Origin of the sequence: Bordetella genomosp. 5, from assembly GCF_002261475.1 — a bacterium.
Taxonomy (GTDB): domain Bacteria; phylum Pseudomonadota; class Gammaproteobacteria; order Burkholderiales; family Burkholderiaceae_B; genus Bordetella.
In genome coordinates, this window is record NZ_NEVN01000001.1 from 633,561 (window position 1) to 656,440 (window position 22,880).

Sequence of the window (22,880 nt, forward strand, 5' to 3'; positions counted from 1 at the left end):
TTTCGGGCCGGTAGCGATCACTCGACCGTTTTCACGACGCCGCGGCGCATCTGATCGAGTTCGATCGACTCGAACAGCGCCTTGAAGTTGCCTTCGCCGAAGCCGTCGTTACCCTTGCGCTGGATGATCTCGAAAAAGATCGGGCCGATCTGATTCTCGGTGAAGATCTGCAGCAGCAGTCCGCCGCCGGGGGCGCCGTCGAGCAGAATGCGATTCTTCTGCAGGCGGGCGACGTCCTCGCCGTGTTGCGGCAGACGGCGATCGAGCAGCTCGTAGTACGTTTCGGGCGTGTCCAGGAAGACCACGCCGGTCTTGCGCAGCGCTTCGATCGTGGCGTAGATGTCGTCCGTGGCCATGGCGATGTGCTGAATGCCTTCGCCGCGGTACAGGTCCAGATACTCCTGAATCTGACCCTTCTCTTCGGTGCCTTCCTCGTTGATCGGAATGCGGATGTTGCCGCAAGGCGAGGTCATGGCCTTGGATTTGACGCCCGTCACCTTGCCTTCGATGTCGAAGTAACGCACTTCGCGGAAGTTGAACAGGCGCTCGTAGAATTCCGCCCACTCGGCCATGCGGCCCTTGTGAACGTTATGGGTCAGGTGATCCACCAGCGTGAGGCCGGCGCCCACGTGGTTCAGGTCTTCCTGCGCGTGTTCGTGATCCAGCGGTTCGAAGTCCACGTCATAGATGCTGATATCACCGATGCCACCGTGGCCGGTCTTGCCGCGCCAGCGGTCCACCAGATAGATCAACGAATCGCCGATGCCCTTGATGGCCGGGATGTTCAGCTCCATCGGACCGCTGTGCGAGTCGAAGCCCCAGGCGCCCAGTTCGAGCGCGCGCTTGTAGGCGGCAGCGGCGTCGTCGACGCGAAAGCCGATTGCACAGATCGACGGGCCATGCAGACGCGCAAAGCGTTGCGCGAACGAGTCCGGCTCGGCATTGATCAGAAAGTTGACGCCGCCCTGGCGGTACAGCGTCACATCCTTGTGGCGATGCTTGGCGATCGCCTTGAATCCCAGCAGCTCGAAAACCTTGCGCAGCGCGGCGGGATCGGGGGCGGTGTATTCGATGAATTCGAAACCCGAGGTGCCCATGGGATTGTCCCAGGGCTGGAATTGGCTGCTCATGCTGCCTCCCTTGTTGTGTTGTGTGGTGCTCGAAATGTCTGAGCGAACGCAAATTGTAGGCAGTCACCCCGGGCAGATGATTGCAAAGATGCCCCTGTGCGGCGGGTTGTCGGCAATATAATTGCCGGAATAATCGAAAGTGGAGACACTAATGCTCGAAATCGACCTCGACCGGACAGATCGGCGCATTCTGGCCGAATTGCAGCGCGACGGCAGGCTCAGCAATCAGGAGCTCGCCGAGCGCGTATCGCTGTCGCCCAGCCCCTGCCTGCGGCGGGTGCGACGTCTGGAAGAGCAGGGCTTCATCAAGCGCTATGTGGCGTTGGTGGATGCGGAGCGCGTCGGTCTGGGGCTGCTGGCTTACGTCACCATCAAGCTGAACAAGCACGTGGGCGGCAGCCACGCGCCCATGAGCGATTTCGCCCGCGACGTGCAGCTGTGGCCGGAAGTCGTGGAGTGCTACGCCATGTCCGGCGACATGGACTACCTGCTGCGCATCCAGGTGCGCGACCTGGCGCATTTCTCGCGCTTCGCCATGGACACGCTCATGCAGCACCCCGCCGTCGTGGACATGAAATCCTTCTTCGCCCTGCAACAGATCAAAGAGACGACCGAGCTCCGGGTCTGAGCGGCCTCGCCGCGGCCGGGCGGGGCGAGCCGCCGGCTGCTTTACTGGGGGCGCACGACAAGCGGCGGGATCAGGGCGGCACCGGGCTCCGCTCCGGCGCTCTCCGTCTACAGGTTGCGCAGTTCTTCTCTGCACGGGCCTGCCTATATATAGGGTGCACGGTGTGGTGCGCGGTGCCGCTTTTGCGTCCTCCCTATATATAGATGCTGCACTTTCGATGTGGCACGCGCTGACCCGCTGCCGTACTCGGACCCGCGGCCACACTTGAGCCTGCGGCCGCACTGACCTGCTGCTGCGCCCTGACCTGCTGCTCCACCCGAACCCGCTGCTCACTCGGACCTGCTGCTCACCCAAACCTGCTGCTCGCCCGAACCTGCTGCTCACCCAAACCTGCTGCTCGCCCGAACCTGCTGTTGCACCCGGACCCCTCGGCTCGCTGATCTTCAGCTTCCGTCCGCGCAGCCCTTCGGCTTTCTCTGTAAACCCTTAGCTTCCTCTATATAGAGTAGAGACAGCTACCGCCATTGCTCCAGGCGGCCCCGAGGGAACGGGTGGGGGTGCCGAAAATATTTTTGCGAAGCTAAATCGGCTTGTCCGGACGAGGATCACGGCAAATTTGCCGGGCGGATGGCCCGCTTTCTCAGGCCAAGTCCTTGATCGCAAAAGGTATTGTCCCCAATTGCCGGTCCGAGGGCAGCGGGGGCGGGCAGGGCGAAGCGCCTGGCGGGGGCGAAAACTTTACGGGTTTCCCATGACTTCGTTTTGACAAGCCAAAAAACCGTGCTATAGTTCGCCCCCTTCGCTGCTCACACAACAGTGTGAACAACGAAGCCGAAGCGGCAAGTGCTGTTTCGCCGGCCTCAAAGCGGTTGCCACCTGAGTGGGACGCGAGGCGCGAAACAGGGCTTTCAGCGCAGGAACGGAAGCTTGCTTCCGAGGTTGTCCGAAAGGGCTTACCGAATTCCAGCGTTGCACGGTGAGCTGCAAATTGTGCGATGTAAGTTGCACGATCTGCAAAAACTGTGTTATAGTTTCGGACTTGGCAGTTGTCAAAACGTTAGGGTTAACCCTGATGTTCTGAGAAAGGCCAAAGCAGAAGGCAAGCGATGTCGGCAACGACGCAGCGAGCCGGAAGCGAGTGAGGTGGTTGGTAAGTGAGTCAGCGACGTGATGAATAAATAAATTCAAAACTGAGTTGACAAACGAAAAAAACTTCTTCATAATCTCGTTTCTCTGCTGCTGACACAGCAAACGACGCGAAGCGAAAGCGGCGCAGCGAGGCGAGTCAGTAAGTGGGCAAGAATTTAGCAGTACCGCTCTTTAACAACTAAACAGCCGATAAGTGTGGGCACTTGATGCGAGTGCGCAGTCGGTCAGATTTCGGTCTGGCAGACAAAGCAAAAGTATCAAAGTGCTCACAATATGAAGTAAGGTTTTTTAAACCTCACTTCCTTTGAGAGCAAGCGAAGTCGCTGTCTTCGGATAGCGGCGCAAAACAGAGATTAAACTGAAGAGTTTGATCCTGGCTCAGATTGAACGCTGGCGGGATGCTTTACACATGCAAGTCGAACGGCAGCACGGACTTCGGTCTGGTGGCGAGTGGCGAACGGGTGAGTAATGTATCGGAACGTGCCTAGTAGCGGGGGATAACTACGCGAAAGCGTAGCTAATACCGCATACGCCCTTCGGGGGAAAGCGGGGGACCTTCGGGCCTCGCACTATTAGAGCGGCCGATATCGGATTAGCTAGTTGGTGGGGTAATGGCTCACCAAGGCGACGATCCGTAGCTGGTTTGAGAGGACGACCAGCCACACTGGGACTGAGACACGGCCCAGACTCCTACGGGAGGCAGCAGTGGGGAATTTTGGACAATGGGGGAAACCCTGATCCAGCCATCCCGCGTGTGCGATGAAGGCCTTCGGGTTGTAAAGCACTTTTGGCAGGAAAGAAACGGCACGGGATAATACCCCGTGCAACTGACGGTACCTGCAGAATAAGCACCGGCTAACTACGTGCCAGCAGCCGCGGTAATACGTAGGGTGCAAGCGTTAATCGGAATTACTGGGCGTAAAGCGTGCGCAGGCGGTTCGGAAAGAAAGATGTGAAATCCCAGAGCTTAACTTTGGAACTGCATTTTTAACTACCGAGCTAGAGTGTGTCAGAGGGAGGTGGAATTCCGCGTGTAGCAGTGAAATGCGTAGATATGCGGAGGAACACCGATGGCGAAGGCAGCCTCCTGGGATAACACTGACGCTCATGCACGAAAGCGTGGGGAGCAAACAGGATTAGATACCCTGGTAGTCCACGCCCTAAACGATGTCAACTAGCTGTTGGGGCCTTCGGGCCTTGGTAGCGCAGCTAACGCGTGAAGTTGACCGCCTGGGGAGTACGGTCGCAAGATTAAAACTCAAAGGAATTGACGGGGACCCGCACAAGCGGTGGATGATGTGGATTAATTCGATGCAACGCGAAAAACCTTACCTACCCTTGACATGTCTGGAATCCCGAAGAGATTTGGGAGTGCTCGCAAGAGAACCGGAACACAGGTGCTGCATGGCTGTCGTCAGCTCGTGTCGTGAGATGTTGGGTTAAGTCCCGCAACGAGCGCAACCCTTGTCATTAGTTGCTACGAAAGGGCACTCTAATGAGACTGCCGGTGACAAACCGGAGGAAGGTGGGGATGACGTCAAGTCCTCATGGCCCTTATGGGTAGGGCTTCACACGTCATACAATGGTCGGGACAGAGGGTCGCCAACCCGCGAGGGGGAGCCAATCCCAGAAACCCGATCGTAGTCCGGATCGCAGTCTGCAACTCGACTGCGTGAAGTCGGAATCGCTAGTAATCGCGGATCAGCATGTCGCGGTGAATACGTTCCCGGGTCTTGTACACACCGCCCGTCACACCATGGGAGTGGGTTTTACCAGAAGTAGTTAGCCTAACCGTAAGGAGGGCGATTACCACGGTAGGATTCATGACTGGGGTGAAGTCGTAACAAGGTAGCCGTATCGGAAGGTGCGGCTGGATCACCTCCTTTAAGAGCTTAGCGCTCGTAGCAAGTGTCCACGCTTATCGGTTGTTGAAATATAGCTGCTGTGGATCGTACAGATCCGAGAGAAAGAGTCTGGGGTCTGTAGCTCAGTCGGTTAGAGCACCGTCTTGATAAGGCGGGGGTCGTTGGTTCGAATCCAACCAGACCCACCAAGTTATTCCGAGTGATCGGGGTATGGGGGTGTAGCTCAGCTGGGAGAGCGCCTGCTTTGCAAGCAGGATGTCATCGGTTCGATCCCGTTCACCTCCACCACTGCCTGGCTTAGCCGGGTGTTGGTAGAAATCTAGACAGCAAGAGTTCAACGATTAGCGCTGCGAGTCAGTGTTAATCGTTGGGTTTAGGCCTGACAGCTATATTTGTTCTTTAACAATTTGGAAGAAGCACAACGTAAAGTGTTCATCAAGTAATCGGCGCAAGCCTGATGAAGATGGATACGGGTTGTGATTGCATGATTTTGTTCCAAAGTCTCAAGCTCGATGCGCACGCAAGTGTGTGTTGAGAAAAGCTTTGATAGAACGGCACAAACGCGAAATGTCAACAAGCGTCCTATAAGACTTCAGTGTTATAGGATCAAGCGACTAAGTGCACATGGTGGATGCCTTGGCGATCACAGGCGATGAAGGACGTGGTAGCCTGCGAAAAGCTACGGGGAGCTGGCAAACAAGCTTTGATCCGTAGATATCCGAATGGGGAAACCCACCGCGCAAGCGGTATCCCTGACTGAATACATAGGTCAGTGGAAGCGAACCGGGTGAACTGAAACATCTCAGTAGCTCGAGGAAAAGAAATCAACCGAGATTCCGAAAGTAGTGGCGAGCGAAATCGGAAGAGCCTTCACGTTTTAGCTAACAGCATAGTCGAACAGTCTGGAAAGTCTGGCCGTAGCAGGTGATAGCCCTGTAGACGAAATGTTGATAGTGGAACTAAGCGTGAGATAAGTAGGGCGGGACACGTGAAATCCTGTTTGAAGATGGGGGGACCATCCTCCAAGGCTAAATACTCGTGATCGACCGATAGTGAACCAGTACCGTGAGGGAAAGGCGAAAAGAACCCCGGAAGGGGAGTGAAATAGATCCTGAAACCGTGTGCATACAAACAGTCGGAGCCTCCTTGTGGGGTGACGGCGTACCTTTTGTATAATGGGTCAGCGACTTACATTCAGTGGCAAGCTTAACCGGATAGGGAAGGCGTAGCGAAAGCGAGTCCGAATAGGGCGTTCAGTCGCTGGGTGTAGACCCGAAACCAGATGATCTACCCATGGCCAGGTTGAAGGCACGGTAACACGTGCTGGAGGACCGAACCCACTAGTGTTGAAAAACTAGGGGATGAGCTGTGGATAGGGGTGAAAGGCTAAACAAATCTGGAAATAGCTGGTTCTCTCCGAAAACTATTTAGGTAGTGCCTCAAGTATTACTGCAGGGGGTAGAGCACTGTTATGGCTAGGGGGTCATGGCGACTTACCAAACCATGGCAAACTCCGAATACCTGCAAGTACAGCTTGGGAGACAGAGCACCGGGTGCTAACGTCCGGACTCAAGAGGGAAACAACCCAGACCGCCAGCTAAGGTCCCAAATTATCGCTAAGTGGGAAACGAAGTGGGAAGGCATAGACAGTCAGGAGGTTGGCTTAGAAGCAGCCACCCTTTAAAGAAAGCGTAATAGCTCACTGATCGAGTCGTCCTGCGCGGAAGATGTAACGGGGCTAAGCGATAAACCGAAGCTGCGGGTGTATATCTTTAGATATACGCGGTAGGAGAGCGTTCTGTAAGCCTGCGAAGGTGGCTTGTGAAGGCTGCTGGAGGTATCAGAAGTGCGAATGCTGACATGAGTAGCGATAAAGGGGGTGAAAAGCCCCCTCGCCGTAAGTCCAAGGTTTCCTGCGCAACGTTCATCGGCGCAGGGTGAGTCGGCCCCTAAGGCGAGGCAGAGATGCGTAGCTGATGGGAAGCTGGTTAATATTCCAGCACCGTCGTATAGTGCGATGGGGGGACGGATCGCGGAAGATCATCAGGGTGTTGGATGTCCCTGTTGCTGCATTGAAGATGGCGCTTAGGCAAATCCGGGCGCGTAAATCAAGGGTGTGGCTCGAGCGAGCATGTCTCGCGAAGTGATTAGAAGTGGTTCCAAGAAAAGCCTCTAAGCTTCAGCTATACGAGACCGTACCGCAAACCGACACAGGTGGACGGGATGAATATTCCAAGGCGCTTGAGAGAACTCGGGAGAAGGAACTCGGCAAATTGATACCGTAACTTCGGGAGAAGGTATACCCCGGTAGTGTGATGCGCCTGCGCGCTGAGCATGATGGGGTCGCAGAGAATCGGTGGCTGCGACTGTTTATTAAAAACACAGCACTCTGCAAAGACGAAAGTCGACGTATAGGGTGTGACGCCTGCCCGGTGCCGGAAGGTTAAGTGATGGGGTGCAAGCTCTTGATCGAAGCCCCGGTAAACGGCGGCCGTAACTATAACGGTCCTAAGGTAGCGAAATTCCTTGTCGGGTAAGTTCCGACCTGCACGAATGGCGTAACGATGGCCACACTGTCTCCTCCCGAGACTCAGCGAAGTTGAAGTGTTTGTGATGATGCAATCTACCCGCGGCTAGACGGAAAGACCCCATGAACCTTTACTGTAGCTTTGCATTGGACTGTGAACCGGTCTGTGTAGGATAGGTGGGAGGCTTTGAAGCGAGGTCGCTAGATCTCGTGGAGCCAACCTTGAAATACCACCCTGGTTTGTTTGCGGTTCTAACCTTGGTCCGTTATCCGGATCGGGGACAGTGCATGGTGGGCAGTTTGACTGGGGCGGTCTCCTCCCAAAGCGTAACGGAGGAGTTCGAAGGTACGCTAGGTACGGTCGGAAATCGTGCTGATAGTGCAATGGCATAAGCGTGCTTGACTGTGAGACTGACAAGTCGAACAGGTGCGAAAGCAGGACATAGTGATCCGGTGGTTCTGAATGGAAGGGCCATCGCTCAACGGATAAAAGGTACTCTGGGGATAACAGGCTGATACCGCCCAAGAGTTCATATCGACGGCGGTGTTTGGCACCTCGATGTCGGCTCATCTCATCCTGGGGCTGTAGCCGGTCCCAAGGGTATGGCTGTTCGCCATTTAAAGAGGTACGTGAGCTGGGTTTAAAACGTCGTGAGACAGTTTGGTCCCTATCTGCCGTGGGCGTTGGATACTTGACGGAGCCTGCTCCTAGTACGAGAGGACCGGAGTGGACGTACCTCTGGTGTACCGGTTGTCATGCCAATGGCATTGCCGGGTAGCTAAGTACGGAAGAGATAACCGCTGAAGGCATCTAAGCGGGAAACTCGTCTGAAGATAAGGTATCCCTGGGGGCTTGACCCCCCTGAAGAGTCGTTCAAGACCAGGACGTTGATAGGTCGGGTGTGGAAGCGCAGTAATGCGTTAAGCTAACCGATACTAATTGCTCGTGAGGCTTGATCCTATAACTCTCAAGTCTTAATTAACCGTGTAGAGCGCAACTAACCCTTGCCCCTCGCACGTGACGCTGGCCGACATCGTGCCAGTGCCGTTCAAACACAATCAACGCAACCCATACACACAATACGTGCTCTCGATGACCAGTCCCCGCCCGGCGCATACCGCCCGGCCCGACTGCGACACGAGCGCGGTGCTTCTTCCAGATTCAAGTGCTTGACCCTCGCGTCAACCGCTTACCGGTTACGCCTGACGACCATAGCAAGGTGGCCCCACTCCTTCCCATCCCGAACAGGACCGTGAAACGCCTTCGCGCCGATGATAGTGAACATTCGTTTGTGAAAGTAGGTCATCGTCAGGCTTTTATTGCTCAAAACCCCACTGGCTCACGCCAGTGGGGTTTTGTCTTTGGGGCGACGCTTTACGTCATGCGCTGCGCGACCAGCTCTTGAGATCGGCCGGACGACGGCCCTCGCTCATGTCGGCTCGCTGAGCTGCAAGGACCAGGCTCAGGCTCGTTTCAAGGGCACGGTGGGCCTCATCGTGCGGTGGTGACAGTGAGGACGTGTGAAGCGCCTGGCCGCGCGGTTGCGTCGGCATCGGCGCGGGTCCCGCCGGTGGGATCGGGGCCCCTTCGGGACCGCCGTTTCGTGCCCCTGGCAAGTGCGCGTTCCCTATTAACAACGGGCCTGATCCGACATGCCCGGCGCCCCGGTTGTGCTCTTATTGTGCGGTAAGATTGACTGAACTTATTCGATGGAGCAGTTATCGTGAGCGATTCCCAGATCCCCCCGCCGATTAGCACCGGCTCGACCGGCCCGGACCTGCGTACGCTGACCCACATTGCCTACGGCCTGTTCGCCGTCGGCTATCTGACGAGCGGATTTCTGTGGGTGGCCACCATCGCCGCCGTGGTGTTGATGTACGTGAAGCGCTCGGATACCGCGGGTACCCTGTACGCGCAGCACTTCGACTGGCTGCTGCGCACCTTCTGGTGGTCGCTGCTGTGGCTCGCCATTTCCGCCATCCTCACCTTGATCGCGATCGGCTGGATCGGCGTCGTGATCACCGTGGCCTGGGTCGCCTATCGCGTCATTCGCGGATGGCTGGCGCTCCATTCAGGCACCGTGCCGTCGACCTGGCACTGATGTCACGGCCTCGGACGAGGCAACGACAGACGCAAAACCGGCCTCAGGGCCGGTTTTGTCTTTTGGGCGGTGTGACGCACATGAGGGCCCTGGCAAGCCACGCACGGGGATGCCATGCTCAGCGTCGTCCGGAGCAAACCACGCAGGACATGCAGCGCGCAAGCCGGACTGCGGTGGTGCCTCGAACTCGTCGTGGGCGCGTCGGTCCGTAGCGGTTCGGAAAGAAAGTTTGTTGCGCGCGCAGCGAAGTCCGATGCGACGATCATGACGTGGCATCGCGGATGTGTATGTACCGCGGGAACGAAAGTTGCCCATGCACTACCGCGCGCGGCCACGTCCGAGCACACGCGTCTGGACAGGTCGGGATCCGGTCTGGAGGCGTGCTGATGGGGAATGCGGGGGATGTGGCTGCGCGCGCTCTGGGCGGCTGCGGAGTGGTCCGCAGCGAAACGTACGGATGAGGCGTACGTTTCGCGCTACGCCGCCAGGACTGGAGCGGCGAGCGTGTCGGGGTAGGGACGTACGAGGTACGCCCTAACCTGGATCACTTGAGGTGGGCGTTGACCAGCTTGGTCAGTTCGAACATCGTGACCTGATCCTTGCCGAAAATCGGGCGCAGCTTGGCATCAGCGTTGATGTTGCGCTTGTTGCTTGCGTCTTGCAGGTTGTGAGCCTTGATGTAGTCCCAGATCTTTTTGGTGACCTCGGTGCGCGGCACGGCTTCCGAACCGATGACGGCAGCGAGCTCGGCGCTGGGGGTCAGGGGCTTCATGAACGCGGCGTTCGGTTTGCGCGGAGTCGCGGTTTTGGAGGGTGTGGCCATAATGCGGCGCTCCTTCTCTGAGATTGTTGGAAAAATGTGTCCTGCGGGCCGCAGCATAACGTGTCTCTACAGTAAAGACAAAGGCATTTATCCTCTGTAGCAACTAAAATCAGGCCTCGAACTCCGCCTATCGCACCCAGTGTAACCTGCCCATGTACGCACGCTCAGCACTTGAATCCATACGGCTTTTTCATGACGAACTGACGGCATTGCGCCGTGACCTCCATGCCCATCCGGAGCTGGGCTTCGAAGAGGTACGTACCTCCGGCATCGTGGCCGGGCAGCTCGAGGCGCTGGGCATCGAGGTGCACCGTGGGATCGGCAAGACCGGCGTGGTGGGCGTGATTCGTGGCCGTGGCACCAGCAGCGGCCGCATGATCGGACTACGCGCCGACATGGACGCGCTGCCGATGGCAGAAGACAACGACTTCAGCCATAAGTCGACCAAGCCCGGACTGATGCACGGTTGCGGTCATGACGGCCACACCGCGATTCTGGTGGGCGCGGCGCGCTATCTGGCCAAGACGCGCAACTTCGATGGCACGGCCGTGTTGATCTTCCAGCCCGCCGAAGAAGGACGCGGCGGCGCCAAGGCCATGATCGACGACGGCCTGTTCGACACCTATCCCTGCGACGCGATCTATGCCCTGCACAACTGGCCCGGTCTGCGTCCCGGGACCGTGGGCGTGAATCCCGGACCGATGATGGCCGCGGCCGACCGGTTCGAAATCACGATCCAGGGGCGCGGCGGCCATGGCGCGCATCCCTACCAGACCATCGATCCCGTCACGGTCGCGGGCCATCTGATCACGGCACTGCAGACGATCGTGTCGCGCAATGTGAATCCGCTCGACTCCGCCGTGCTGTCGATCGGTTCGTTGCAGGCCGGCCATCCGGGCGCGATGAGCGTGATCCCGCGAGAGGCCAGGATGGTGGGCACCGTGCGCACCTTCCGCAAGTCCGTGCAGGAGATGGTCGAGACTCGCATGCGCGAGTTGGCGACCGCGATTTCGCAGGCCTTCGGCGCGACGGCCGAGGTCAATTACGAACGCATCTACCCGGCGACGCTCAACACGCCGCAGCACGCGGTGCTGGTGGCGGACATCGCCACGGAGATGGTCGGCAAGGAAAACGTGGTGCGCGATCTCACCCCGTCGATGGGCTCCGAGGATTTTTCCTTTATGCTGCAACAACGGCCGGGCGCCTATTTCCGCCTGGGCCAGGGCGGTGCGGAGTCCGGCTGCGTGCTGCACAACTCGCATTTCGATTTCAATGACGCGGTGATTCCGCTGGGCAGCGCGATGTTCGCCGCGCTGGCCGAGCGCGGCATGCCGCTGGCCGAGTAACGGCCCCTTTACTCATGTCCATTCAGCAAATGACTCAACTCACGATCACCCGTCCCGACGACTGGCACCTGCATCTGCGCGACGGTGCCGCCCTGGAGGCCGTGGTCGGCGATACGGCGCGTCAGTTTTCGCGCGCCATCATCATGCCCAACCTGAAGCCGCCGGTCACGACGACCGAGCAGGCGCTGGCCTATCGTGCGCGCATCGATGCCGCGCTGCTCAAGGCGGGCGGCGATCCCAAGGCGTTCACGCCGCTGATGACGCTCTATCTCACCGACAACACGCCTGCCGCCGAGATCGAGCGCGCGCATGCGTCGGGTCAGGTTTATGCCGTCAAGCTGTATCCCGCGGGCGCCACCACCAATTCCGACGCGGGCGTCACCGATCTGCTCGGCAAGTGCGCGCCGGCGCTGGCCGCGCTCGAGAAGTGCGGCATGCCGCTGCTGGTGCATGGCGAAGTGACCGATCCCGGCATCGACGTGTTCGATCGCGAGGCGGTGTTCATCGACCGCGTGATGATCCCGCTGCGTCGCGCGTTCCCGGCCCTGAAGGTGGTGTTCGAACACATCACCACCAAGGATGGCGCCGAGTACGTGCGCGATGCCGAGGGCCCCATCGCCGCCACGATCACGCCGCAGCACATGCTCTATAACCGCAACGCGATTTTCCAGGGCGGCGTGCGTCCGCACTGGTACTGTCTGCCGATCCTGAAGCGCGAAACGCACCGGGTGGCGCTGGTCGAAGCCGCCACGGGCGGCAGCCCGCGTTTCTTCCTGGGTACCGACAGCGCACCGCATGCGCGTGGCCTCAAAGAACACGCGTGCGGCTGTGCCGGCTGCTACACCGCGCTGCACGCGATGGAGCTCTACGCGACGGCGTTCGATCAGGTGGGTCGCATCGATCGCCTCGAGGGCTTCGCCAGCTTCCATGGCCCGGACTTCTACGGCCTGCCGCGCAACACCGGCACGCTGACGCTGGTGCGCGACAGCTTCGCGATTCCGGAGGCGCTGCCGTTCGGCGACACGTCGCTCGTGCCGCTGGCCGCCGGCGAGACCTTGCCCTGGCGCGTCGCGGTCTGACGCTTGCCCCGCAATGAAAAACGGCCTGCGCGTTTGCGCAGGCCGTTTTTTTTGCATGGCGCTTGCGCGCGGGCTCAGGCGCCCGCGGCGTTCTTCGCTTCCAAGGCTTCCCAACGAGCGAACTTTTCTTCGAGCTCGCTCTCGATCCGCTTCAATGCCGCGTTGACCTCATCGACCTCCTGCGGCGCCTCGCGATACAGGCTGCCATCGGCGAGCTTGCCGGCCAGCGTGGCCTGTTCCGCTTCGAGGGCGGCGATGGCGTCGGGCAGGGCCTCGAGCTCACGGAGCTCCCAGCTGTTGATCTTGGCCGTGCGCGCGGGCTTGGGCTTTGCCGGGGCGGGCGCTTTGGGGGCCGCGGGCGCGGCCTTCGGCGCCTCGACAGGCTCGGGGCGCTGGGCCACCCACTCGTCGTAGCCGCCGACGTAGTCGCGCCAGCGGCCATCGCCTTCGGCCGCGATGGTTTGCGTGACGACGTTGTTGAGGAAGGCCCGATCGTGGCTCACGAGCAGGACGGTGCCGCTGTATTCCTGCAGCAGTTCTTCGAGCAGCTCGAGCGTCTCGATGTCGAGGTCGTTGGTGGGTTCGTCGAGCACCAGCACGTTGGCCGGGCGCGCAAACAGCCTGGCCAGCAGCAGGCGGGCGCGTTCGCCGCCCGACAGGCTCTTGACCGGCGAGCCGGCGCGGGCGGGCGAGAACAGGAAGTCGCCGAGATAGGTCATCACGTGCTTGCGCGTGCCGCCGATCTCGATCCATTCGCTGCCCGGATTGATGATGTCGACCAGGGAGGCTTCTTCGTCGAGCTGGGCCCGCATCTGGTCGAAATAGGCGACTTCGACGTTGGTGCCCATGCGCACGCTGCCGCTGTCGGGCTCGAGCTGGCCCAGGATCAGCTTGAGCAGGGTGGTCTTGCCGGCGCCGTTGGCACCGATGATGCCGATGCGGTCGCCGCGCAGAATGGTGGTCGAGTAGTCGCGCACCACCGTGCGGTCGCCGAACGTCTTGCTCACGTCGTTGAGCTCGGCGACCATCTTGCCGGAGCGTTGGCCTTCGGCCAGCGCCAGATTGACGTCGCCGACGCGCTCCCGGCGTTCGGCGCGCTCGACGCGCAGTCGCTCGAGGCGGCGCACCCGGCCTTCGTTGCGGGTGCGGCGGGCTTCCACGCCCTTGCGGATCCAGACCTCTTCCTGCGCCAGCAGCTTGTCGAAGCGGGCCTGCTCGAGGCGCTCGGACTCCAGCCACTGCGCCTTGCGCTCCTGCCACTGACTGAAATTGCCGGGGAAGCTGAGCAGGCGCCCGCGATCGAGTTCGACGATGCGGGTGGCGATGGCGTCGAGAAAGCGACGATCGTGGGTGATGATGATGGCCGCGCCTTTCCAGTTGCGCAGCAGGCTCTCGAGCCAGGCGATGCCCTCGAAGTCGAGGTGGTTGGTGGGCTCATCGAGCAGCAGCAGGTCGGGTTCGTCGACGAGGGCGCGCGCCAGCGCGACGCGCTTGCGGGTGCCGCCCGACAGGCCGGCGATCAAGGCGTCGGCCGGAAGCCCCAGCTTTTCGAGGGCGGCGCGCACGCGCGAGGGGCGCTGCCAGTCTTCGGGGTGCAGATCCGGGGCACAGACGGCGTCGTAGACGGTGAGCGTGTCGTCGAGCTGGGGTTCTTGTTCGACCGTGACCACGCGCAGGCCCGACATGCGGGCGATGTCGCCGTCGTCGGGCTGGTTGCGGCCATCGAGCAGGCGCAGGAGCGAAGACTTGCCGGCGCCGTTGCGGCCGATCAGGCCGATACGCTCGCCCTCCTGGATGGAGAAGTCGGCGTGGTCCAGCAGCGGGTGGTGACCGAAGGCCAGTTGGACGTCGGTAAGCGAGATCAGGGTGTTGAGAGCCATGTAGCGCAACGCTTGGAGAATGACCCGTATTGTCGCAGGAACCGGGGCCCGCACGGGCGCGTCCGCCATTTAGTCTAAAATGCGCCGGCGAGGTGGGTCGGGCAATCGCGGTGGCGCAAGCCATCGAGGAAGGTCTGGACTCCACAGGGCGGGATAGCGGCTAACGGCCGTCCGGCGAACTGGCGGCTTGTCCGTCAGCGAAGCCGAGGAACAGGGCCACAGAGACGAGTCTGCGGAGCGGGCGCGAAAGCGCACCGGCACGGCCATCTCCGTGCTGAGCCGTCCGGCAACGGGCGGCGGCGTCGCAGGGTGAAACGCGGCAACCTCTATCCGGAGCAACATCAAATAGGCATGCGTACGGTCTTCGGACCGGGAAGGGCGGCTCCGTCCGAGCATGCGGGTAGGTGGCATGAGCGCGTCAGCAATGGCGCGCCTAGAGGAATGATTGCCCGCCGGGGTCACCCGGCGTACAAAATCCGGCCTATAGACCCACCTCGCAACTCCCCCCAGATCCGGAAATTTCTTTGCACCGTCCTGGCGCAGTCGCCCCGACACGCGCGAATTTCCAGACATTGACGGCATTGCCCCCCGAGAGGGGCGCTTCAAATGCCGCAGATTCTTCACGCAGGACTTTGAGATGTAGCTGCAAGCTGCTGATTTCACAGCATCTTTTGATGCGGCCCATTTTTACAATTTGGCCTAAGTCCTTGTTGTGATTGAAAAAATTGCAACCTCCAGCTTGACCCGTCTATGCCGTTCCCGTAGAGTGGGAAATAGTAGGAAATTGTGCAATTAAGTGGGGCAAAACGGGTGTTTCAAGGAAGCAGTGCGCTCACAATGGATGCGAAGGGACGGATCTCGATTCCGACCCGGCATCGTGACGCCCTGGTTTCCCAGGCTGAAGGCCGCCTGACACTCACCCGCCACCCCGACGGCTGTCTGCTGGTGTATCCGCGCAATGAGTGGGAAAAGAAGCGCGAGCAGATTGCCGCCTTTCCCATGACGGCTCGGGGCCTGCAACGGCTGTTGCTGGGCAACGCCCAGGACGTGGAGATCGACGGTTCCGGCCGGGTTCTGATCGCGCCCGAACTGCGCAACGCTTCCGGTATGACGCGCGACGTGATGCTGCTCGGTATGGGCACGCACTTCGAGCTCTGGGATGCCGCTTCCCTGGCCCGCCGCGAGGCGGAGGACCTGGCACAGGGAATGCCGGACGTGTTGAACCAGTTTTCGTTCTGAAACCGCTATGGAATTCGAGCATCGGCCCGTCCTGCTGGAGCCGACGGTGGACGCCTTGTTGCAGCCAGATTTTGGCGGCAAGGGAGCGAGCCGCCAGCGTGCACCCGCCGACACCGCGACCGACGCGCGCGCCGAGCGCGGCGTCTTCGTGGATGGCACGTTCGGTCGGGGCGGTCACAGCCGCGAGCTCTTGAGCCGGCTGGGTGCGCAGGCCCGTCTGTTTGTTTTCGACAAGGATCCTCAGGCGATCGCGGTGGCGCAAGCGCTGGCCGCCGCGGATGCCCGGGTGACAGTGGTGCATGGGGGCTTTGCCACCATGACCGAGGAATTGACGGCGCGCGGCATCGACAAGGTCGATGGCGTGATGCTGGATCTGGGCGTGTCATCGCCCCAGATTGATGATGCCGAGCGTGGCTTTTCGTTTATGCGAGACGGCCCGCTCGACATGCGTATGGATACGAGCCGCGGCCCCACGGTCGCGGAGTGGCTGGCAGAAGCCAGTGTGGACGAGTTGCGGGAGGTCATCGCAGATTATGGCGAAGAACGGTTTGCTTTTCAGGTTGCAAAGGCGATTGCTGCTCGCCGCGCAACACGGCCGCTGCGCACCACGCTCGAGCTTGCCGAGTGCGTCGCCAGCGCCGTCCGCACGCGCGAAAAGGGGCAGCATCCGGCCACACGCACCTTTCAGGCTCTACGGATTTACATCAATCGGGAGCTCGAAGAGCTCGCGCGCGCCCTCGCGTCAGCTCTAGAGCTGCTCGCGCCTGGGGGGAGGTTGGCGGTGATCAGTTTCCACTCGCTGGAAGACCGCATGGTCAAGCAATGCATCGCGGCGGCCGCCCGGCCGGGCGCGGTGCATGCTCGTCTGCCCCTGCGCGAAAGCGAAATGCCCCAACCCGTGGTGCGCTCGCTGGGCAAGGTCGTGGCTTCCGATGAAGAGGTCGCTGGCAACGCGCGTTCGCGTTCCGCCATTCTCCGTGCCGCCGAACGCACCACCACGCCGCTGTCGGGCGACGGCGGCGCCGCCTTCGTGAACGCCATGAAGGTCCCCGGCGAGCCTGCCGCTGGCCGGGGGAGGCGCCGCTGATGGGCCGAGCCAGCCTGATCGTCGCCGCGCTGCTGATGCTGTCCGCCATTTCCCTGGTGACCAGCCGCTATCAGTCGCGCCAGCTCTTCATCGAGCTGGGACGGGGTCAGGCCGAGGCGCGTGATCTCGACACCAACTGGCGTCGGCTTCAACTCGAGCGCGCCGAGCTGGCACGCAATGCCCGCGTGGATCATGCCGCGCGCGAAGAACTCAAGATGATCCCGATCGTGCCCGATCGCACGATCTATATGAATCAACCCCAGTCGGCGGCCGGAGGCGCGCAATGAAGCGTGTGCCGTTCTTCGACAACCCCGTGCTGCGCGGGCAATTGCCCATGTGGCGCGCCCGGCTCGTGCTGATTCTGCTGTTCTGCGGATTCGTCGTGCTCGCGGGGCGCGCGCTGTTTCTGCAGGGCATCTCGACCGAGTTCCTGCAGCAGCAGGGCGAGCGGCGCTACGAGCGCACGCTGACGCTGTCGGCCACGCGCGGCAAGATCCTCGATCGCAACAACGTCGTGCTGGCATCGAGCGTGCCGGCGCGCGCCATCTGGGCGATTCCCGAAGACGCCCGCCAGGCCAGCCCCGAACAGCTGAACGTGCTGTCCAAGCTGCTCGACACGCCGATTTCCGAGCTGCGCCGCCGTCTGGCCGACGAAGACCGCAACTTCGTCTACCTGAAGCGTCAGGTGCCGATGGAAGTTGCGGAAAAGATCAAGCAGCTTGCGATGCCGGGCGTGCATCAGCAGCCCGAGTCGCGCCGCTATTACCCCGAGGGCGAGGTCACGGCGCACATCGTCGGCTTCAACAACGTGGAAGACAAGGGGCAGGAGGGCGTCGAGCTCACCTTCAATCAGCAGTTGGAAGGCCGCCCGGGCACCCGCCGCGTCATCAAGGATCGCCTCGGTCGCGTGATCGAAGACGTGCAGGCCGTGACGCTGCCGGTGGATGGCCGCGATCTGCGTCTGTCGATCGACACGCGCCTGCAGTATCTGGTTTTCAAGGAGCTGCAGGTCGCGCTCGACAAGCACCAGGCCCGCGCGGCCACGGCCGTCGTGCTGGACGTGCACACGGGCGAGATCCTGGCGCTGGCCAGCCTGCCTTCATTCGATCCGAACAATCGCGAAACTTTCCAGATGGCGTCGCTGCGCAATCAGGCCATCACGGACACGTTCGAGCCCGGTTCGATCATGAAGCCGTTCACGGCCGCGCTGGCGCTGGATCTGGGCCGCATCACCACCAACACGCAGTTCGAAACCGGCAATGGCCGATTCCAGTATCAGGGCTCGACGATCAGCGACGTGAGCCGTAACGGCACGCTCGACGTGGCCGGCGTGCTGCGCAAGTCGAGCAACATCGGCATGACCATGATCTCCGAGAAGCTGCAGGCCAAGGAGATGTGGGATCGCTTCACCGAGCTCGGCCTGGGCCAGGCGCCCCAGCTGGGTTTCCCGGGCGCGGCGCCGGGACGTCTGCGTCCCTGGGACCGCTGGCGCCTGATCGAGAAAGCCACGATGGCGTACGGCTACGGGCTGTCCGTCTCGCTGCTGCAGGTGGCGCGCGCCTATACCGTGTTTGCGCGCGACGGCGACATGGTGTCGCTCACCCTGGTGCGGCGCGATAGCGATCCCACCAGCGTCAAGATCTACAACCCCAAGACCGCCGCCATGGTGCGCGCGATGCTGGAAGCGGCCGCCGGCCCGGATGGGGCCAAGGCCGCTCAGGTCCAGGGCTACCGCGTCGCCGGCAAGAGCGGCACCGCGCGCAAGATCGTCGACGGCAAGTACAGCACCCAGCGTTATCGCAGTTCGTTCGTCGGCTTCGCGCCGGTTTCCAATCCCAAGATCATCGTGGCCGTGTCGATTGATGAGCCCAAGGTGGGCGGTTATTACGGTGGCGCGATCGCGGCACCGGTGTTCTCCAGCATTACCGGCGGCAGCCTGCGTCTGATGGGCGTGCAGCCCGACGCGCCGTTCGAGTCCACCATCGTGGCCGGCGTGCCGGAAGGGGGCGCGCGATGAGTCAGCCGTTCAACGCGCTGGTGCGCGTCCTGGCCGAGCCCGGCGCGGCCGAGCCGCACGTGACCTGGCTGCGCGAGCGTGCCGTCGGCACGGCGCACCTGCGTCTGGATTCGCGCGACGTTGCAGCAGGCGACGTGTTCGTCGCCTGCGCCGGACTCGCCAGCGATGGCCGTCTCTATATTGAACAGGCCCTGGCGGCAGGCGCCGCCGCGGTCCTGTGCGAAGCCGAAGGCGCGCCCGAGCGGGCCGCCGATGACCGGGTCCGTCCGGTGGCGAACCTGCGCGGAATGCTCGGCGAGCTGGGCGACCTCTGGTACGGCCAGCCCTCGGCCAAGCTGACCGTGGTGGCCGTGACCGGCACCAATGGCAAGACCTCGTGCGTGCATTGGCTCGCGCAGGCGCTGACCCGCATGGGCCGGCCCTGCGGCAGCATCGGCACGCTCGGCGCATTGCTCCCCGGCGGTGAATCGCTGGGCGGGCATCTGACCACGCCCGACGTGCTGAGCCTGCACCGCCTGCTGGCCGCGATGCTCGCGTCCGGGGCGCAGGCCGTGGCGATGGAGGCCTCCTCGATCGGTATCGAGCAGGGCCGCATGGACAACGTGCGTCTGTCCGCCGCCGGCTTCACCAATCTGACCCGCGACCATCTCGATTACCACGGGACGATGGAGCGCTACGAACAGGCCAAGGCCGCGTTGTTCCGCTGGCCGGGTCTGCGCGCCGCCGTCGTCAATGTCGACGATGCAGCGGGCCAGCGCATGCTGGCCAGTCTGCCCGCCACCCTGCGCGTGGGCTATTCCGTGCAGGATGTGCCGGCGGATCTGCTCGCGCGTGATCTGCAGGCCACGTCGCACGGACAAGTCTTTACGCTGGTCACGCCCGAGGGCGAGGCGCAGATCGTCACGCGTCTGCTGGGCAAGCACAACATCTCCAATCTGCTGCTGGTCGCCGGCATGCTGCTCAAGCTGGGCTGGCCGCTGTCGCAGGTCGCTCGCGAGCTGGCTGCCGCCACCCCGGTGGACGGTCGTCTGCAGGCCGTGCCCACTCCGGCGTTGCCGCAGATGTCGCCGGCCACGTCCGGCCCGCTGGTGGTCGTGGACTACGCGCACACCCCGGACGCGCTCGCCCGCGCGCTTGCCGCGCTGCGGCCGCTGGCCCAGGCGCGCGGCGGTTCGCTGACCTGCCTGTTCGGTTGCGGTGGCGATCGCGACGCCGGCAAACGCCCCGAGATGGGCCGCATCGCCGCCGACCTCGCCGACCGTCTCGTCGTCACCAGCGACAATCCCCGCAGCGAGGCGCCGCAGGCCATCATCGATCAGGTGCTGGCCGGCGTGCCGCGCGCGACGCGCGCGGTGGCGCAGGTGGACCGCGCGCGCGCCATCCTCCAGACCGTGTGGGCCGCCCATGCGGACGACGTGGTGCTGCTGGCCGGCAAAGGCCATGAAACCTATCAGGAAATCGCGGGCCGCAAGCTCACGTTCGACGATCGTGAATGGGCGCGCGCCGCGTTGCTGCTGCCGCATGTGGCGGGCGTGAGCACCGATACGCGCAGCGTCGGCGCCAACGAGTTGTTCGTGGCGCTGGTGGGCGAGAGTTTCGACGGCCACGATTACCTGGCGCAGGCTCAGGCCGGCGGCGCATGCGCCGCCATCGTCGCGCATCCTGTGGCGGGCAGCTCGCTCACGCAGCTGGTGCTCGGCGATACCAAGCTCGCACTCGGCCGCATCGGCGCCGCGTGGCGCGCGCGTTTCAAGTTGCCCGTGATCGCCGTGACCGGCAGCAACGGCAAGACGACGACCAAGGAAATGATCGCCGGCATGCTGGCCGACTGGCAGGGCGAAGACGCCCGCCTCGCGACCGCCGGCAATTTCAACAACGAAATCGGTGTGCCGCTCACGCTGCTACGTCTGCGCGCCCGCCATCGCGCCGCGGTGTTCGAGCTCGGCATGAACCATCCGGGCGAAATCGCTTATCTGTCGGAGATGGCGGCGGCCACGGTGGCGCTGGTCACCAACGCGCAGCGCGAGCACCAGGAATTCATGGTCACGGTCGAAGCCGTGGCCCGCGAAAACGGCGCGGTGATCAGCGCGCTGCCGCCGGACGGCATCGCGGTGTTTCCGGGCGACGAGCCCTACACCGGCATCTGGGAAGCGCTCGCCGGCTCGCGCCGCATGCTTCGCTTCGGCCTGCAGCCGGGGCTGGACGTGTACGCCGAGCAGATCGAGGCGGATCCCGATTTCACGCGCTGCCAGGTGATCACGCCGCTGGGCCAGGCCCAACTGGTGCTGCCGTTGCCCGGCCTGCACAACCTGCGCAATGCGCTGGCGGCCATCGCCTGCGCGCTCGCCGCGGGCGCGCCGCTCACGAGCGCGCTGCGGGCGCTCGAAGGTTTTGAAGCGGTCAAAGGCCGCATGCAGCGCAAGAAATTGAGTGACGGAACGCTGCTGATCGACGACACCTACAATGCGAACCCCGACTCGGTTCGCGCCGCCATCGACGTGCTGGCGCGCCTGCCCGGTCCCCGTGCCCTCGTGCTCGGCGACATGGGCGAAGTGGGGGACAACGGGCCTGCCATGCATAGCGAGGTGGGCGCATATGCGCGCGATCACGGGATCGACGCGTTGATCACGCTGGGTGACGCCAGCCGGACGGCCGCGGCCGAGTTCGGTACGGCGGCGCACGCCTGCGCATCGGTAGACGAAGTCATCGCCGCACTGCGCGGCGCACGCCCGTCCAGCGTATTGGTAAAAGGTTCGCGCTTTATGCGCATGGAGCGGGTTGTGAAGGTTTTGAGTACCGAAGGCGGCCAGGGGCCGCAGGGCCAGGGAGGCGAGCATGCTGCTTGAGATCGCCCGCTGGCTTTCCGATGATGTGCGCGCCATTGGCGTGTTCGAATACATCACCTTGCGCGCCGTGCTGGCGTGCGCGACAGCCTTGCTGATCGGTCTCGTGGCCGGTCCCAAGGTGATTCGCAAGCTCACCGAAATGAAGATCGGCCAGGCCGTGCGCGCCTATGGCCCGGAATCGCACCTGGTCAAGAACGGCACGCCCACGATGGGCGGTGCGCTGATCCTGATCTCGATCGCCATCAGCACGCTGCTGTGGGCGGATTGGACCAACCGCTTCGTCTGGGTGGTGCTGCTGGTCACGTTCGGCTTCGGCTGGATCGGCTGGATGGACGACTACCGCAAGGTGGTCCATCGCGATCCCGAGGGCATGCCGGCGCGTCAGAAATTTTTCTGGCAGGCCACGATCGGTCTGATCGCGGCGGTCTACCTGGCTTTCGCCGTGTCGGCGCCCGCCAACACCGAGCTGTGGCCGCTGTTCAAGGCCTGGGTGGCGAGCGGCTTCACGATGCCGTTGCCGACCCGCGCCGACTTGATCGTGCCGTTCTTCAAATCGGTCAGCTATCCGCTGGGCGTGCTGGGCTTCGTCGCGCTCACCTGGGCGGTGATCGTGGGCACCAGCAATGCCGTGAACCTGACCGACGGCCTCGACGGCCTCGCGATCATGCCGACCGTCATGGTGGGCAGCGCGCTGGGCATCTTCGCCTACGTGGTGGGCCGCGTCGATTACTCCAAATACCTGCTGTTCCCGTATATCCCGGGGGCGGCCGAACTCATGGTGCTATGTGCGGCGATCGGGGGCGCGGGACTCGCGTTCCTCTGGTTCAACGCCTATCCCGCGCAGGTGTTCATGGGCGATGTCGGCGCGCTGGCGCTGGGCGGCGCGCTCGGCACCATCGCCGTGATCGTGCGTCAGGAGATCGTGCTTTTCATCATGGGTGGCGTGTTCGTGGTCGAAACGCTCTCCGTGATGATGCAGGTGACATGGTTCAAGTACACGAAGCGCAGATACGGCCAGGGCAGGCGGATATTCCGCATGGCGCCGCTGCACCACCATTTCGAGGTGGGCGGCTGGAAGGAAACCCAGGTCGTGGTGCGTTTCTGGATCATCAGCATGATGCTCGTGCTGATCGGTCTGTCCACTCTGAAGTTGCGTTGATCA

The 22,880-nt window shown here is 62.2% G+C and carries 13 protein-coding genes, 2 tRNA genes, 3 rRNA genes and 1 other RNA gene; 16 read left to right on the plus strand and 3 right to left on the minus strand.

Going from position 1 to position 22,880, the window contains the following annotated elements; all coding sequences use genetic code 11:
• Positions 1-17: 17 nt before the first annotated feature.
• Positions 18-1,130 carry a 4-hydroxyphenylpyruvate dioxygenase gene (hppD, locus tag CEK29_RS03020; RefSeq protein WP_094857269.1) on the minus strand — a complete coding sequence of 371 codons (1,113 nt, stop codon included), beginning with the start codon at positions 1,128-1,130 and terminating at the stop codon, positions 18-20.
• 151 nt (positions 1,131-1,281) lie between these two features.
• Here hppD and CEK29_RS03025 point away from each other — a divergent pair, with 151 nt between their 5' ends.
• The 7 genes from CEK29_RS03025 (at position 1,282) to CEK29_RS03055 (ending at position 9,401) form a co-directional block, all read left to right on the plus strand.
• Entirely contained in the window at positions 1,282-1,758 is a 477-nt protein-coding gene (locus CEK29_RS03025) for an Lrp/AsnC family transcriptional regulator (RefSeq protein ID WP_094798694.1), read from the plus strand.
• 1,504 nt (positions 1,759-3,262) lie between these two features.
• A 16S ribosomal RNA gene (locus CEK29_RS03030) occupies positions 3,263-4,793 on the plus strand.
• Positions 4,794-4,883: 90 nt separating this feature from the next.
• Positions 4,884-4,960, plus strand: a tRNA-Ile gene (locus tag CEK29_RS03035).
• 24 nt (positions 4,961-4,984) lie between these two features.
• Positions 4,985-5,060, plus strand: a tRNA-Ala gene (locus CEK29_RS03040).
• Between the two features lie 316 nt (positions 5,061-5,376).
• Positions 5,377-8,260: ribosomal RNA gene (locus CEK29_RS03045) — 23S ribosomal RNA — on the plus strand.
• Between the two features lie 241 nt (positions 8,261-8,501).
• Positions 8,502-8,614 (plus strand): 5S ribosomal RNA (rrf, locus tag CEK29_RS03050).
• The 16S, 23S and 5S rRNA genes sit together here with 2 tRNA genes alongside, the layout of an rRNA operon.
• Positions 8,615-8,996: 382 nt before the next feature.
• On the plus strand, positions 8,997-9,401 hold the full coding sequence (locus CEK29_RS03055; protein WP_094803223.1) for a DUF4870 family protein: 405 nt from the start codon (positions 8,997-8,999) through the stop codon (positions 9,399-9,401).
• A 544-nt stretch (positions 9,402-9,945) separates the two neighbouring features.
• Here CEK29_RS03055 and CEK29_RS03060 read toward each other — a convergent pair.
• Positions 9,946-10,224: an SWIB/MDM2 domain-containing protein gene (locus CEK29_RS03060; RefSeq protein ID WP_094803221.1), complete on the minus strand. Its 279-nt coding sequence runs from the start codon at positions 10,222-10,224 to the stop codon at positions 9,946-9,948.
• A gap of 152 nt (positions 10,225-10,376) precedes the next feature.
• Here CEK29_RS03060 and CEK29_RS03065 point away from each other — a divergent pair, with 152 nt between their 5' ends.
• Both CEK29_RS03065 and pyrC read left to right on the plus strand, forming a co-directional pair.
• The gene (locus CEK29_RS03065) at positions 10,377-11,570 is read left to right on the plus strand and encodes a M20 aminoacylase family protein (RefSeq protein WP_094803219.1); all 1,194 of its coding nucleotides are present in this window, start codon (positions 10,377-10,379) and stop codon (positions 11,568-11,570) included.
• A gap of 14 nt (positions 11,571-11,584) precedes the next feature.
• Positions 11,585-12,649, plus strand: a complete 1,065-nt coding sequence (gene pyrC, locus CEK29_RS03070) for a dihydroorotase (RefSeq protein ID WP_094803217.1) — start codon at positions 11,585-11,587, stop codon at positions 12,647-12,649.
• A gap of 74 nt (positions 12,650-12,723) precedes the next feature.
• Here the strand turns inward: pyrC and CEK29_RS03075 are convergent, their stop codons facing one another.
• Entirely contained in the window at positions 12,724-14,529 is a 1,806-nt protein-coding gene (locus tag CEK29_RS03075) for an ATP-binding cassette domain-containing protein (protein ID WP_094857270.1), read from the minus strand.
• An 89-nt stretch (positions 14,530-14,618) separates the two neighbouring features.
• On the opposite strand from CEK29_RS03075, the gene rnpB reads away from it, so the two are divergent.
• The 7 genes from rnpB (at position 14,619) to mraY (ending at position 22,877) form a co-directional block, all read left to right on the plus strand.
• Positions 14,619-15,029, plus strand: an RNA gene (gene rnpB, locus CEK29_RS03080) — RNase P RNA component class A.
• A 310-nt stretch (positions 15,030-15,339) separates the two neighbouring features.
• Positions 15,340-15,768 (plus strand): division/cell wall cluster transcriptional repressor MraZ, encoded by a 429-nt coding sequence (gene mraZ, locus CEK29_RS03085; RefSeq protein ID WP_094803215.1) that lies wholly within the window; start codon positions 15,340-15,342, stop codon positions 15,766-15,768.
• 7 nt (positions 15,769-15,775) lie between these two features.
• The gene (gene rsmH / locus CEK29_RS03090) at positions 15,776-16,855 is read left to right on the plus strand and encodes a 16S rRNA (cytosine(1402)-N(4))-methyltransferase RsmH (RefSeq protein WP_094803213.1); all 1,080 of its coding nucleotides are present in this window, start codon (positions 15,776-15,778) and stop codon (positions 16,853-16,855) included.
• Positions 16,855-17,142: a cell division protein FtsL gene (gene ftsL / locus CEK29_RS03095; protein ID WP_094803211.1), complete on the plus strand. Its 288-nt coding sequence runs from the start codon at positions 16,855-16,857 to the stop codon at positions 17,140-17,142. Before rsmH ends, ftsL begins: the two co-directional genes overlap by 1 nt.
• Positions 17,139-18,872, plus strand: coding sequence for a peptidoglycan D,D-transpeptidase FtsI family protein (locus tag CEK29_RS03100; protein ID WP_094803209.1), 1,734 nt, complete (start codon positions 17,139-17,141; stop codon positions 18,870-18,872). Before ftsL ends, CEK29_RS03100 begins: the two co-directional genes overlap by 4 nt.
• Positions 18,869-21,718 carry a bifunctional UDP-N-acetylmuramoyl-L-alanyl-D-glutamate--2,6-diaminopimelate ligase MurE/UDP-N-acetylmuramoyl-tripeptide--D-alanyl-D-alanine ligase MurF gene (gene murF / locus CEK29_RS03105; protein ID WP_094803207.1) on the plus strand — a complete coding sequence of 950 codons (2,850 nt, stop codon included), beginning with the start codon at positions 18,869-18,871 and terminating at the stop codon, positions 21,716-21,718. Before CEK29_RS03100 ends, murF begins: the two co-directional genes overlap by 4 nt.
• The gene (mraY, locus tag CEK29_RS03110) at positions 21,708-22,877 is read left to right on the plus strand and encodes a phospho-N-acetylmuramoyl-pentapeptide-transferase (RefSeq protein WP_094803205.1); all 1,170 of its coding nucleotides are present in this window, start codon (positions 21,708-21,710) and stop codon (positions 22,875-22,877) included. The genes murF and mraY overlap by 11 nt, the downstream gene beginning before the upstream one ends.
• Positions 22,878-22,880 lie beyond the last annotated feature (3 nt).